This is a genomic window from Gloeomargarita sp. (assembly GCF_053491055.1).
Genome location: NZ_JBRCEP010000046.1, coordinates 1 through 12,996, shown reverse-complemented (window position 1 = coordinate 12,996; position 12,996 = coordinate 1). Strand labels below are relative to the sequence as shown.

Annotated in this window: 15 protein-coding genes and 1 other RNA gene; 5 read left to right on the top strand and 11 right to left on the bottom strand. The window is 56.3% G+C overall.

Going from position 1 to position 12,996, the window contains the following annotated elements:
- A partial coding sequence (locus ACWISF_RS05380) for a Uma2 family endonuclease (RefSeq protein ID WP_448380569.1) occupies window positions 1–326 on the top strand: 326 nt, incomplete at its 5' end.
- A 115-nt stretch (window positions 327–441) separates the two neighbouring features.
- Here the strand turns inward: ACWISF_RS05380 and ACWISF_RS05375 are convergent.
- From ACWISF_RS05375 to lipB, 4 genes are read right to left on the bottom strand one after another with little or no spacing between them, the layout of a single operon-like run.
- Window positions 442–879, bottom strand: coding sequence for an NUDIX hydrolase (locus ACWISF_RS05375; protein WP_448380568.1), 438 nt, complete (start codon window positions 877–879; stop codon window positions 442–444).
- Window positions 880–882: 3 nt separating this feature from the next.
- Complete coding sequence (gene fabF / locus ACWISF_RS05370) at window positions 883–2,130, bottom strand: beta-ketoacyl-ACP synthase II (RefSeq protein ID WP_448380567.1); 1,248 nt, start codon at window positions 2,128–2,130, stop codon at window positions 883–885.
- Window positions 2,131–2,134: 4 nt separating this feature from the next.
- On the bottom strand, window positions 2,135–2,383 hold the full coding sequence (locus ACWISF_RS05365) for an acyl carrier protein (RefSeq protein WP_448380566.1): 249 nt from the start codon (window positions 2,381–2,383) through the stop codon (window positions 2,135–2,137).
- Between the two features lie 22 nt (window positions 2,384–2,405).
- Window positions 2,406–3,062, bottom strand: coding sequence for a lipoyl(octanoyl) transferase LipB (gene lipB, locus ACWISF_RS05360; protein WP_448380565.1), 657 nt, complete (start codon window positions 3,060–3,062; stop codon window positions 2,406–2,408).
- Window positions 3,063–3,163: 101 nt separating this feature from the next.
- Here lipB and ACWISF_RS05355 point away from each other — a divergent pair, with 101 nt between their 5' ends.
- Window positions 3,164–3,694, top strand: a complete 531-nt coding sequence (locus tag ACWISF_RS05355) for a (2Fe-2S) ferredoxin domain-containing protein (protein WP_448380564.1) — start codon at window positions 3,164–3,166, stop codon at window positions 3,692–3,694.
- A 1,042-nt stretch (window positions 3,695–4,736) separates the two neighbouring features.
- On the opposite strand, the gene ssrA is transcribed toward ACWISF_RS05355, so the two are convergent.
- Window positions 4,737–5,125, bottom strand: a transfer-messenger RNA (tmRNA) gene (ssrA, locus tag ACWISF_RS05350).
- Between the two features lie 383 nt (window positions 5,126–5,508).
- Here ssrA and ACWISF_RS05345 point away from each other — a divergent pair.
- A complete protein-coding gene (locus tag ACWISF_RS05345; RefSeq protein ID WP_448380563.1) occupies window positions 5,509–7,128 on the top strand; it encodes a B12-binding domain-containing radical SAM protein in 1,620 nt (539 codons plus the stop codon).
- 165 nt (window positions 7,129–7,293) lie between these two features.
- Window positions 7,294–7,614, top strand: coding sequence for a DUF1815 family protein (locus ACWISF_RS05340; protein ID WP_448380562.1), 321 nt, complete (start codon window positions 7,294–7,296; stop codon window positions 7,612–7,614).
- Here ACWISF_RS05340 and pdxA read toward each other — a convergent pair.
- The 4 genes from pdxA to fumC all read right to left on the bottom strand — a co-directional run bounded on the left by pdxA (window position 7,611) and on the right by fumC (window position 11,186).
- A complete protein-coding gene (pdxA, locus tag ACWISF_RS05335) occupies window positions 7,611–8,606 on the bottom strand; it encodes a 4-hydroxythreonine-4-phosphate dehydrogenase PdxA (protein WP_448380561.1) in 996 nt (331 codons plus the stop codon). The two genes, ACWISF_RS05340 and pdxA, sit on opposite strands and share 4 nt — an antisense overlap.
- 47 nt (window positions 8,607–8,653) lie before the next feature.
- On the bottom strand, window positions 8,654–9,070 hold the full coding sequence (locus tag ACWISF_RS05330) for an AbrB family transcriptional regulator (protein ID WP_448380560.1): 417 nt from the start codon (window positions 9,068–9,070) through the stop codon (window positions 8,654–8,656).
- A 142-nt stretch (window positions 9,071–9,212) separates the two neighbouring features.
- Window positions 9,213–9,734, bottom strand: a complete 522-nt coding sequence (gene ilvN / locus ACWISF_RS05325) for an acetolactate synthase small subunit (protein WP_448380559.1) — start codon at window positions 9,732–9,734, stop codon at window positions 9,213–9,215.
- Between the two features lie 27 nt (window positions 9,735–9,761).
- Window positions 9,762–11,186 carry a class II fumarate hydratase gene (fumC, locus tag ACWISF_RS05320; RefSeq protein ID WP_448380558.1) on the bottom strand — a complete coding sequence of 475 codons (1,425 nt, stop codon included), beginning with the start codon at window positions 11,184–11,186 and terminating at the stop codon, window positions 9,762–9,764.
- A gap of 64 nt (window positions 11,187–11,250) precedes the next feature.
- On the opposite strand from fumC, the gene ACWISF_RS05315 reads away from it, so the two are divergent.
- Complete coding sequence (locus tag ACWISF_RS05315) at window positions 11,251–12,561, top strand: PP2C family protein-serine/threonine phosphatase (RefSeq protein WP_448380557.1); 1,311 nt, start codon at window positions 11,251–11,253, stop codon at window positions 12,559–12,561.
- On the opposite strand, the gene ACWISF_RS05310 is transcribed toward ACWISF_RS05315, so the two are convergent.
- A complete protein-coding gene (locus ACWISF_RS05310; protein ID WP_448380556.1) occupies window positions 12,558–12,776 on the bottom strand; it encodes a DUF3007 family protein in 219 nt (72 codons plus the stop codon). The genes ACWISF_RS05315 and ACWISF_RS05310 overlap by 4 nt on opposite strands.
- An 8-nt stretch (window positions 12,777–12,784) precedes the next feature.
- Entirely contained in the window at window positions 12,785–12,964 is a 180-nt protein-coding gene (mraW, locus tag ACWISF_RS05305) for a 16S rRNA (cytosine(1402)-N(4))-methyltransferase (protein ID WP_448380570.1), read from the bottom strand.
- Window positions 12,965–12,996: the final 32 nt, after the last annotated feature.

Below are 12,996 nucleotides of genomic sequence, written 5' to 3'. Positions count from 1 at the left end.
ACCCCATTACCCTGGCAGATTCGGAGCCGCAGCCGGATGTAGCCATTGTGCGCTGGCGGGATGATTTTTACCTGGCAGGACATCCCACACCCCCAGATATTTACTGGATTATCGAAGTCGCTGACACAACCATTGCCTACGACCGAGACATAAAAGTTCCCCTGTATCTGGCAGCGGGCATTCCCGAAGTTTGGTTGGTCAATTTAGACGCCGATTGCCTGGAAGTCTATCGCCAGGAAAAACAACAGATTTTGCAACGGGGACAGACGCTTGCACCTTTGCAATTCCCAGAGCTGGTTTTTACGGTTGATGAATTGTTAGGGTGACAATACGGCAATAATCACTTTTTCGACCACGAAATTGCCCAGATTGCCTACGTATCGTACAAGATAGCCACATGCACTAACCATTGCCATACCCATTGCCTTGGAAAAAATGACTTTATTCCCGGACTAAATATTGGCAAAACCCTTCGGGATAGACGGTCAATTCCCCCTGCAACAAGCGTGCAACCGGCACCCACAAAGCCAATTTCTGGCGTTCCCCTTCGTGAAAGGACAGGGATTCTAATTCGTAAAATTTAGGGTCCACAAACCCACAGCGATACAGTTGAATAATTTCGTGTCCGGGGCGGCCATTGTACGTAAAGATGTTTTCCAAACACCCCAGATATTCAATATCCCGTAGTTCCGCTTGGAGTTCCTCCCGAAATTCCCGTTGCAGCGCCACGCGGCTCGGTTCTCCAAAATCTACCCCACCCCCTAGCGCCCGATAAAACGTCAACTGCCGGGCGGGGTCATAACCCTGGGACAAAAACACCCGGCCCTGGTGCTGAATCAACCCCAACGCCAGCACCCGAATCTGGTCGCTCTTACCCATCACCTACTCCGAGAATTTGCGAAACGCCAGGGTGACATTGTGGCCGCCAAACCCAAACGAATTGGACAAGGCCACCTCCACCCGCATCGCCCGCGCCTGCTGCGGCACATAGTCCAAATCGCACTCCGGGTCCGGGTGCTCCAGATTAATCGTCGGCGGCACCTGGTCATGATACACAGCCAAAACCGTCGCCACCGCCTCAATCCCCCCCGAACCACCGAGCAGATGGCCCGTCATGGACTTGGTCGAACTCACCGCCACCCGATAGGCGTGATCCCCCAGCGCTTTTTTAATCGCCTTGGTTTCCGTCACATCGTTGGCGGGCGTACTGGTGCCGTGGGCATTGATGTAATCCACCTGATCCGGCTGCAGATTGCCATCCTTGAGCGCCAATTCCATCGCCCGGATGGCCCCCTCCCCCTCCGGCGCCGGTGCCGTGATGTGGTAGGCATCGCAGGTCGCCCCATACCCCACCAACTCCGCATAAATGCGCGCGCCCCGCCGCTGGGCATGGCTCAACGCCTCCAACACCAACACCCCAGCACCCTCACCCAACACAAACCCATCCCGGTCGCGGTCAAAGGGCCGAGACGCCCGCGTTGGCTCATCATTGCGCAGCGAAATGGCCTTACACGCCGCAAACGCCGCCACCCCCAACGGCGTAATCGCCCCTTCCGTCCCGCCGCAGATCATCACCTGGGCATAACCCTGCTGGATCAACCGCAGCGCATCCCCAATGGCATTGGAACCAGCAGCACAAGCAGTCACCGGGCAGAAATTGGGGCCTTTGGCGCCCGTATGAATCGCCGTCAACCCCGCCGCCATATTGCAAATCATCATCGGCACGGTAAACGGACTACAGCGATGGGGTCCCTTGGTCAGCAACACCTGTTCCTGCTCCTCCATCATCTGTAAGCCGCCCGTCCCGGTTCCCAGACTCACCCCCACCAGGGGCGCATTCGCCGCCGTAATCTGGAGTCCCGCATCCGCCACCGCCTGCAAACTGGCGCACACCCCAAACTGGGCAAACCGGTCCATCCGCTTGGCATCCCGCCGCTCCAAGTACATACAGGGGTCAAAACCCTTCACCTCCGCGGCAATCCGGCACTCGTGCTGCGACGCATCAAACAGGGTCACCGGCCCCACCCCACTGCGACCGGCCAGCAGACCCGCCCAATAATCGGCCACCGTATTCCCCAGGGGCGTAATGGCCCCCAGCCCTGTGACCACCACCCGTTCCCGCCCTGTCATGGCGCTACGCCGCTACCTTTTGCTGAGCAATATAATCCACCGCCTGTTGCACCGTCGTGATCTGCTCGGCGGCACTGTCGGGAATTTCAATATCAAACGCCTCTTCCAACTTCATCACCAGGTCCACCGTCGCCAGGGAATCGGCCCCCAAATCATTGGTAAAACTGGCCTCCGGCGTCACCTTTTCCAATTCCACATCCAAAGTGTCCGCCACAATCTTTTGCACCTCTGCAAAAATTGCCTGCTTGTCCATGCCACAACTCCATTGGTCATCCTTAGCATCTTAGCGAAATTGGGTCCCCCTGCTCCATCTGTGCCCCCAAAACGGCCCCCAACTCCCGCACCAACCCCTGGCGCACCGCCGTCCCATCCAGTTCCGGGCAAAATTGCACCAAATTGCCCACCCCATAGTCCCGAATCCCACAGGGCACAATCCGGGCAAAGGCCGTCAAATCCGTCGCCACATTCACCGCAAACCCGTGCATGGTCACCCCGCGCCGCACCTTGATCCCCACCGCCGCCACCTTCACATCCCCCACCCAAACCCCAGGATAGCCCGCTTTCCGCGCGCCCGGAATGCCATAGGCCCGCAAGACATTGATGATCGCCTGTTCCAGAGCCCGGAGATATTGGTGCACATCCAACCCGTAATGCTGCAGGCGCACAATCGGATACCCCACCACCTGCCCCGGCCCATGATAGGTGACTTCCCCCCCCCGCTCCGTGCGATAGACCGGGATGCCAATCGTACCCGGCTGAAATTGCAAAAACCCCAAAGACGCTCCCCGCCCCAGGGTATAGACCGGCTCATGTTCTAACAAAGCCAAGACATCCGGCAGGTGGGGATTGGCCAACCGCCGTTCCACCTGCTCCTGCTGCCAGGCCCAAGCCTGGGCGTAAGCCACCCGTTCCCACTGCAAGACGCGAATCATTCTCATAACTCGTGGCGGCTTCCCATCACAGACATTGCTTCAGCATCTGGGCAAACCTAGCCCTATACTAAAAGGAAATCGCATTACCGGTTAGTTTCCTCATGCCAATTTTCAGCGGTACATTTCTTGGATTTTGGCCTGCGGGCAACGGCAAATTCAAATTGATTCGCATTCACGACGGCACGCAGGAACATCGCGTGAAACTGCCCAAATATATGCGGGCGGGACTCCGGCGGGAATTGGTGGTGGGGATGGGGGTAAAAGTCGCGGCGCGTTGGCATGACCAGGAGTGGCAGGCCACCGACATCCGCCTATTTCCAGCCGTAGCACCGTTGGGAGCGCCAGCGAACCCGAACCCCTGTGTAACCGCAACCCAGCCCGCCTGTCGGGTTGAGGTCTGTCACAAGGGCAACTGCCGCAAGCAGGGGAGTATGCAGTTATGGCAACAATTGGGCGACATCATCCAGGGGCAGGGGTGGCAAGAATGGGTGTTTTTGGAAGCAAGTGGTTGTCAAAAAGCCTGCAAACAGGCTCCCAACGTCCGCATCAACGGTCAGCCCTACCCCCAGGCCCAGGTACACACCCTCATCCCAGAATTGGCCGCACGGGTGGAACAGGTGACCCAGACCTAGGGGCATCCACTGGGGAACGTGGTTGGGACAAATTGGCGTGGTTGTGCGTCAAAAACCTGAACGCTTGAGCCAAAAGTGCAGCCCTTCAAGGAATGAGCACCCCTTAACCAACCAACCGTAGCAGCCAGAGGGAATTCTGTTGCATTCCAGACACCCCGGCTCCGGAAAACTTCCCAATAAAATGCTTCAGCACCGACCACACCATCTCAAAGCGGGTATATGATCGCACACCGCTCCACTTTCCTACCCTTAAATATATCCATAATCACCACCTTTCTCTCATCTAATTTTGGACATCAGTCCCTTTCGGAAACCCCTTTCCTTATCCCACCTTTAATCACACCACAACCGACCATCCCTCCCCTAAATCCACCGCTGGAATATTCCTGATTTCTTAACCATAAGCCAAACGTCCAAGTATTCTGTAATAATTCCCATCACATTCTGCCGATATTGTTGCAAAACACCCCCTTGCTTTGCACCTACTTTCTTAGAGATTATAGTCGTTTCACAAGAAAATGCAACACTTTGAGGCACTGGTCATGGCTGTATCCCCTTCCAGGATAGGGTTTGCAGGTAAAGGCGAATGTTGCAAACTTGTTTGAAATGACTATAAATCCTGAGTTTGTGGCTCCTGCCGCACCCGACGGTGTGCCGTTTTTGGGTCACCCCCTAAACCGATGAGCTACCTGGCGGATGGATGTCTTAGCTGCCTCATACACCACAATTCTTTGCCGCAAATCCAGTAAATGGGTTGGCCTATCCCTTGCTCCTTCTCCTTGAGTACTTGTGTGGAATAATTGGCTGTGACTCACAAATCCATCCGCATTAATCACTAATTCAAAATCCTACAGAATACTACAGGGATCAGAAGTATCAAACTTCAAGATTTTGAGGGTTTGTGCCAAAATGCGCATCTAATAATACAAAGCATTCACACCGAGGAGTTGAACTCTCATTGATAACAAAAAATTTTCTCGTTAAGCAAGTTGCCTAACCTGAATTTATGAGTGAACTCTTGCTGTATATTGTACGGGGATAAAAATGGAGCCGAGCGGAATCGAACCGCTGTCCGCGTTGGGTAATAACGTCCCACTCGTTCACAGGCTTAGGCAGTTTCACCCAACTACCAGGGGCCAGTTTTGTCCCAAACTGGCCAGGGGTTTGCGGTTAACACTTAGCTAGCTGGCAACCGCACAAATCCAGCTAGGGCAACCGTTGGGGGAATACGCCCGGAGCTTAACGGTGTCACTCCGAACGCCTCGAAGTCTACCTAGAGACTCTTAGGCGGCAACAACAGCCGCTTTACGAGCAAAAGGAACAATGTTGTTCGCACTTACTTGCTTGAGCCTGGATTTACGAGAGTAGGCTCCCTCTCGGCCTGCATCACGGGATGCGCGTTCGCCAACACGTCGAAACCATTACGGCCCCCTGTGTGGCTATTCCTATTATATAACACCAACCGGTTCGCCCAACCACTCGGCAATTCCCAACCTTTTCACCCCCCACCCTACTCAATGATTCACATAGATCATGCAATTAATGACAATAAATTGCTATTGCCTGTACGTTCGATGCAGCGGGTTGGAAGCAGTTTGGCCGCCCTAGACAAGCCCTCGTCCCTTGGTTAACTCATGCCCGTACTGCGACAGTCATGCAATTGCCCTGTAACTCGGTCGGTAGTTTGCCTTACTTTGTACAAACAAAGCTGACTTGGGGGCGAGACGAAAAATCCCTTAAGCGTGGGGCAAACACCTTGTCAGGAATCACCCAACCCGATTACACTAAGGGGACGTGTCACGCAGGGCCTGCCCATGACTACAGTACCCAAGCGTTCCCGACGCACTCCCTACCAGCCCCAGAACCGGCGGCGCATTCTGTGTGTGTTCCCCCGGTACAGTCCCTCGTTCGGGACGTTTCACCATGCTTACGAGTTGATGCCTGGGGTGAAGGGGTTTATGCCCCCGCAGGGGCTGCTGGTGGTATCGGCTTATATGCCGGAGTCTTGGCAAGTGCGTTTGATTGACGAGAATATCCGACCGGCGCGTTGGTGGGATTATCGTTGGGCAGATGCGGTGATTATCAGTGGGATGCACATTCAAAGGCCGCAAATTTTAGAAATCAATCGCAAGGCGCATCGGCACGGGAAAATTACGGTTTTGGGGGGGCCTTCGGTGTCGGCGTGCCCGGAGTATTATCCAGAGGTGGATATTTTGCATCTGGGGGAATTGGGGGATGCCACGGATGCGATGATTGCCTATTTGGATGCCCACACAGAGCGACCGCCACAGCAGATTATTTTGCAAACCAAACAGCGCGTGCCGCTCCATGAATTTCCCATTCCTGCTTACGAAAAACTCCCCTTGCGCCGGTACTTTATCGGCAGTGTGCAATTTTCGAGCGGCTGTCCTTATCACTGCGAATTCTGTGATATTCCCGCTTTGTATGGCAACAATCCCCGCTTGAAAACGCCCCAACAAATTCTGGAGGAATTAGATGCGATTTTGGCGGCAGGAAATCCGGGAGCAATCTATTTTGTGGATGATAATTTTGTCGGCAATCGCAAGGCGGTGATGGAACTTTTGCCCCATTTGATTCGCTGGCAAAAAGCGCGGGGTTATCCGGTGCAATTTGCCTGTGAGGCCACCTTAAACTTGGCCCAGAGTCCGAAAATTTTAGCCATGATGCGGGAGGCCTATTTCTGTACGGTATTTTGCGGGATTGAAACGCCAGAACCAGAAGCCCTACATGCAATTTCTAAGGATCACAATCTCAGTTTACCCATTCTGCAAAGCATCAAAATTTTGAATAGTTATGGGCTGGAAGTGGTCTCAGGCATTATCCTGGGCTTGGATACGGATACCCCCATGACGGGCGACCGGATTTTGGAATTTATCCGTTTGTCGCAAATTCCCATGCTGACAATCAACCTGCTGTATGCCTTGCCGAAAACCCCTTTGTGGGAACGGTTGCAAAAAGAGGGGCGATTGGTGTTCGATGAAAACCGGGAATCAAATGTCGATTTCCTCATGCCCTACGACCAGGTGGTCGCCATGTGGCGCAAATGTATTACGCGAGCCTATACCCCGGAATTTATCTACGAACGGTTTGCCTACAATTTAGAACATACGTATCCCAACCGGATTCAATTGCCCAACAGTCCGGCGCGCACCTCCTGGGCCAATATCGCCAAAGGGTTAGGGCTGATGTTGAATATCCTCATTAAGGTGGGCCTGTTGAGCGACTATCGGGAAACGTTTTGGAAGTTTGCCAAATTGGCTTGGCAAAAAGGTCAGATTGAAGCCATTATCAGCACCGCTTTGGTCAGCCATCATCTGATTAAATTTGCCCGCGAGTGCGCCCAAGGCCAGGAATCGGCTTCGTTCTACTCGCAAAAACTGCGGCAGCCGGTCGCGGTGACCACCAGTTACTAAATACTCCCAAAACAGCCCGGCGCGCCTCTAGCAACAATCATCAAATGACAAAATTGGCCAATTTGTGCGCGGCAAAGCCACCAGAACCCTTGGTAATAAGGTTCCGACCCTCATGACCGCTAACTTTAAGCTAAGATTAAGAAAAGGTAGCCCGGAGTGATTGCTGTGTTTCTGCGTTTAGCCAATCAGCATCGGGAACTTGTCCGGGACTTGGTGATGAATCTCCAGGCCCTGGCGACGGTTTTGGAACGGCAAGGGCGGCTGGCTTCCTGCTACACCTGTGGCCCGGCCATGAACAGCGCTTCGTTCATGGTCAGTCTGGGGGAAGGGCACCTGATTCGCTTCCTGGTGTCCGACTACGGCATTACCTGGACGGAAATGCGCGACGACCGGGAGTTGATGAAGTTGGAAGGGGCAGAAGCGATCGCCCAACTCCAAGAACTGGCCAATCTGGTGCGCCAACCAGCTACGCCTGCGGAGGTTTAAGCTCCCAGCCGCCGCTCCCACAACCATTCGGCCCACTGCCACGCCGCAAGAAAACTGCTGGGGTTGGCTTTGCCCTGACCCGCAATATCAAAGGCAGTGCCGTGGTCGGGGGAGGTACGCACAAAAGGCAACCCCAAGGTGGTGTTTACCGCCTGCTCAAAGGCCAAGGCTTTGACGGGAATTAACCCTTGGTCGTGGTACAGGGCCAGGCAGGCATCCCAGGGGGAAGGCACCCCCGGTTGCCACCACGCCCGCGCGGGGGCCACCCACAGCGTATCGGGGGGCACCGGCCCTTGGCATTCCACCTGGGGATATTGCGCCCGCATGGCCTGCAGCCAGGGCACCAAAACCTCCTGCTCTTCCCGGCCCAGATGCCCCTGTTCGCCGCTATGGGGGTTCAACCCCGCCACCGCAATGCGCGGCTGCTCCAGGCCGAAATCTTGCCGCAACCAGGCCACCAGCAGGCTGAATTTTTCGGTCAGCAGCGTCGGTGTGAGCCGGGACGGCACCTGGGCCAAGGGAATGTGGGTGGTCGCCAGCACCGTTCGCACCACCCAACCCGTGTAGGGAGAGCGCGCCACAAAGGCCATCGCCGTTTGGGTAGCCCCCGCCGCCTGGGCCAAAAATTCTGTCTGCCCTGCGTAGGCGTAGCCCGCCTGCCGCCAATAGGCTTTGGCAATGGGCGCTGTGACCAACGCCGGACTCCCCAAAGCCAGCGCCGTTTGCAAGTACTGCACACTCAACGCCCCGGTGAGCGCCGAAGGCTGCCCCGGCTGCACTGGCTCTGGCGTCGGCACATCCACCAGCGCCAACGTCGCCGGGTCCGCTGCCGCCTGGCCCAAGGCCCGCAACCGCACGTAGGTGTCCACCAGCACCCTGGCTGAACCCACCACCCGTACCGGCCAGCGGGGGCGGTAGCGGTGGCAGGCTTTGAGGATGAGCTCCGGCCCGATGCCCGCCGGGTCCCCTAAGGTGAGGGTTAGCGTCACCACCTGGGGAGGAAGCGGCTCGCCAAAACACCCAAAAATGGCGCCATTTTCTATGCTTGGTTGGCAGTTTGGTTGGTGGCTTTCGCCCCATTGCTGGAGCGTTCCACCTGGGTTAAGTGAATGTGCTTATAACCGGGTTTGATCTCAAACTCATCCCCCGGTTTCAAACCCATTTTTTGGGTGTAGGCCGCACCGATGACAATTTGCCCGTTGCGATGCACACTCACCCGATAGGTGGGTTCCCGCCCCCGCCCATCGCGGGCATTATCAATGGCCACACCTTTGGCTTGCAAAACCGCATCCATGAACTCAGATACGTTAATCCGTATCTTATCCCCTTTCATGCGGTAGTAACCACAGTATTTGGCCTTCTCCCGCCGGGTCAGATGCCGCAGTTCATCCACCTTTTTCAGCAGGGCTTTTCCCGTGAGTGGTTCCTTCGGTAATTCGGCAACAGTTTCCGTCATATTCTTTCCGGTAAATTGTGATCAATTATTAGCATAGCAGAATTGGTTTTCTGCTCCTAGGGTGGTGCAGGATTTGGGGAGCAATTGCGGCAAAAGTTCCCGGCATTTTGCCAGGAACTCCCGGCCATCCCGCCTGCTGACTTCAGGGGCTACGGGTGGCGAGGGTTTTGAGGTATTCGGTGTTGACGCCCGATTCTCGGACGAGGGCAATTTTGCCGGTGCGGGCGATCTCCCGGATGCCGAATTTCTGTAGCATTTGCACGATGGCAACCATTTTCCCTGGGTCGCCGGTTACCTCCACGGTGAGGGACTCTTCGGCTAAGTCCACCACCCGCGCCCGAAAGACCTGGGCAATTTCGAGGATTTCCCGCCGGGTCAAGGGGGTGGCGTTGACCTTGATCAACATCAATTCCCGCTCCACACAAGGGATGTTGGTAATATCTTGAACCTTGAGGACGTGGATCAGTTTATAGAGTTGTTTGGTGAGTTGTTCGATGGCGCGTTCGTCGCCGGGGACAACCATGGTGATGCGGGAAATCCCAGGCTGTTCGGCAGGGCCAACGGCCAGGCTCTCGATATTAAATCCCCGCCGGGCAAATAAACCGGCAATGCGGGTCAAAACGCCGGCTTCGTCTTGCACTAGGACAGAAAGGGTATGTTTCATGGGTTGTGGGTCCAGAGGGTGGTTTTATTATCCCTGGAAATTGTCCCGGTTGGTCTGGGGTTGGGTCATCCGTTCGGGCTGCACCCATTGGTCAAATTCTGCTGCCGTAAAATAGCCCAATTCCACACCTGCTTGTTTTAGGGTTTTGTGTTCGTGATAGGCTTTGCGGGCGACTTGGGCAGCCCGGTCATAACCTAGGTGGGGGGTAAGGGCCGTAACCAGCATCAACGACTGCTGTAAATAGTGCTGAATTTGGGGGAGATTCGGGGTTAACCCCTGCACACAATGGCGGCTAAAACTGCGACAGGCATCGCCGAGTAATTGTAGGGATTGCCACACATTATAAATAATGAGGGGTTTGCACACATTCAGTTCCAAATTGCCTTGGCTATGGGCAAAACTCACGGCCAGGTGGTTGGCCATGACCTGGATGGCGACCATGACGAGGGCTTCGGCTTGGGTGGGGTTGACTTTGCCGGGCATGATGGAACTGCCGGGTTCGTTGGCAGGCAGGTGCAATTCGCCCAAACCGCAGCGGGGGCCAGAACCCAACCAGCGGATGTCGTTGGCGATTTTGAGGAGGGAACCGGCCAGGGCGTTTAAGCCGCCGCTGAAATGTACTAGGGCTTCATGACCGGCTAGGGCGGCAAAGGGGTTGCGGGCGGGTACCCAGGGAATGCCGGTCCATTCCTGGAGGAGTTGGGTGACCCGCTGGGCAAAGCCAGGGTGGGTGTTGAGGCCGGTGCCGACGGCGGTGCCGCCTAGGGCCAGTTCGTACAGAGTGGGCAGGCAGGCCTCGAGGTGGGTTTGGTGGTGGGTGAGGTGGGCGACGTACCCGGAAAATTCCTGGCCGAGGGTAAGGGGCACGGCGTCCATCAGGTGGGTGCGGCCAATTTTGGCGATGTCTTGCCAGGCTTGGGCTTTGGCCTGCAAAGCAGCGCGCAGTTCCTCTAGGGCAGGCTGCAGGTGGCGGCGGTAGGTTAAGACGGTCGCCAGGTGCATGGCGCTGGGAAATACATCGTTGGAGGATTGCCCCAGGTTCACGTGGTCGTTGGGATGGACGGGGGTTTTGCTGCCGCGGGGGTGGCCAAGCAATTCGTTGGCGCGGTTGGCAATGACCTCGTTGACGTTCATGTGGGTTTGGGTGCCGGAGCCGGTTTGCCACACCTTGAGGGGGAATTGGTCATCCCACTGTCCCTGGGCCACTTCCTGGGCGGCCTGTTGGATGGGGCCAGCCAGGGTGGGGTCGAGGCGTCCCAATTCCTGATTGGCTTGGGCCGCTGCCTGTTTGATCAGGGCCAGGGCGTGGATGACGGCCAGGGGCATGGATTCGCTGCCGATGGCAAAGTATTGCACGGACCGGGCGGTGTGACTGCCCCAGTAGGCGTGGACGGGGACGGCGACGGGGCCAAAACTGTCGGTTTCGGTGCGAAACTCCGGGGAAGCAGACATGGACTTGACATTGTAGGTTTGAGTGTTAAAATAGCGCATTACATTTTCGCAGGATCAAGCGGGCATGGCGGATCAGTCCTTGACGCCCACCTTGGCAGGCGTCCTCACCCTCAAGGAGCTGGTGGCGCGTTCCCAAAGGGAGCATCGCAAAATCCAGGAACTGCTGAGCTATTTGGGTTCTGCCCTGCGGAATTTGCACAATCTGAACCAGTTTTTGCAACTGATTCCGGTAATTGCCACGCGGGTGTGCGATGGGGAGGGGGCGGCGCTGTTGCTCTGGCAAGCCAAGGACCGGCGTTTGACCTTGGCCCAGTTCCATTCCCATCGGGAGGATTGGTACCAGCGGGTGGGGGAACCGTTGGCGGCCTACGTGCGCCAGTTGCCTGCCGGGCCGGCCCCCAGTTTGTTGGCCCGCTTGGAGGCGGAATTACCGGCGGTGGTGCCATTGGAGGCGGTGGGAACGGCGGTGATTGTGGCCGGCCAGGAACAGGGGTGGCTGGTGGTCTTCAGCGACCGCCCCGGTTTGTTGACCACGGATGCCCGCAAACAGTTATTGAACCTGGTGGCGGACCAGACGGCAGTGGCGATTGAGCAGGAACAGTTGCGGCTGGCCTTGCGGGAACGGGAACGGCTGGACCGGGAGTTGCAACTGGGCGCCGAAATTCAAAAGCACCTGTTGCCGGAAACCCATCCCCAGATTCCGGGGTTGCAATTGGCATCCCGCTATTTCACCGCGCAGTGGGTCGGCGGCGATTATTACGACTTTATCCCGGTGGCGGGGGGACAACGCTGGGCGATTGTGATCGGGGATGTGATGGGCAAGGGCGTGCCTGCCGGGTTAATCATGACCATGACCCGCGGCATGTTGCGCTCGGAAGTCTTACGGGGGAATTCCCCGGCGGACATTCTCAGCCACCTCAACCAGGTCATGTACGAGGATTTGACCAACTCCCACCGCTTTGTCAGCCTGTTTTATTCCGAATACGACCCGGCCACCCGCCGCTTGACCTTTTGCAATGCCGCCCACAACCCGCCGCTGCTTTGGCAAGGTGCCTCCCGGCAGATTCTCCAGTTGGACACCGCAGGGATGCTCATTGGTCTAGAACCCCAAGCGCTTTATGAAAACGGCACGGTGACCCTGGCGCCGGGGGATGTCCTAGTGTACTACACAGACGGCGTTACGGATGCCGCCAACGTCCACGGGGCACGGTTTGAAACGGCGGGGTTGTTACAGGCAGTGCAGGAGGCCTGCGGGTTACACACCGATGCCCAGGATATTTTGGAGTACCTGTTTATGCAGGTGAAGGCCTTTATCGGGGCGCGGGGCAGGGCGGGCGATGATATTACCCTGATTGTGGCGCGGGTGACCGCCTAATCCCCAGCCGTTTCGCTTGGCTCCACTGCCTGCTGTAACCGCTCCCATTCTTCAGGTGAAAGGTGTTCCAGTTGCCGGGCCAGCCAGGCGCGGTCGTACTGTTCCCGCTGGCGATGGTAGGTCATGTCCTTGCGCACCACCCGCACCGCATAGGTGGCAATCCAGCCCATCAACCCCCCCATCAACAGCACCTGCGTCCAAAACCCCGCCTGCAACCCATGACCTATGACACGTTTATTTTCTCTGCTACTCTCAATTTAGCACTTCTGGAACGAGGATTCTCTTTCTTCTCCTCTTCCGAAGGAGTTATGGGACGTTTATGTACAAGGCGTATTACGGGTTTTCGTCCACATACGCAGGTTGGAAACCAGGGTGGACACTGGCATCCTTTAGCCAGATTCAAAAAAGTTTCCTTAACAATGCGATCCTCCAGGG

Coding starts and splice junctions, on each gene's coding strand:
- ACWISF_RS05375 (WP_448380568.1), bottom strand. CDS start 879: ATGGGTAAGAGCGACCAGATTCGGGTGCTGGCGTTGGGGTTGATTCAG.
- fabF (WP_448380567.1), bottom strand. CDS start 2,130: ATGACAGGGCGGGAACGGGTGGTGGTCACAGGGCTGGGGGCCATTACG.
- ACWISF_RS05365 (WP_448380566.1), bottom strand. CDS start 2,383: ATGGACAAGCAGGCAATTTTTGCAGAGGTGCAAAAGATTGTGGCGGAC.
- lipB (WP_448380565.1), bottom strand. CDS start 3,062: ATGATTCGCGTCTTGCAGTGGGAACGGGTGGCTTACGCCCAGGCTTGG.
- ACWISF_RS05355 (WP_448380564.1), top strand. CDS start 3,164: ATGCCAATTTTCAGCGGTACATTTCTTGGATTTTGGCCTGCGGGCAAC.
- ACWISF_RS05345 (WP_448380563.1), top strand. CDS start 5,509: ATGACTACAGTACCCAAGCGTTCCCGACGCACTCCCTACCAGCCCCAG.
- ACWISF_RS05330 (WP_448380560.1), bottom strand. CDS start 9,070: ATGACGGAAACTGTTGCCGAATTACCGAAGGAACCACTCACGGGAAAA.
- ilvN (WP_448380559.1), bottom strand. CDS start 9,734: ATGAAACATACCCTTTCTGTCCTAGTGCAAGACGAAGCCGGCGTTTTG.
- fumC (WP_448380558.1), bottom strand. CDS start 11,186: ATGTCTGCTTCCCCGGAGTTTCGCACCGAAACCGACAGTTTTGGCCCC.
- ACWISF_RS05315 (WP_448380557.1), top strand. CDS start 11,251: ATGGCGGATCAGTCCTTGACGCCCACCTTGGCAGGCGTCCTCACCCTC.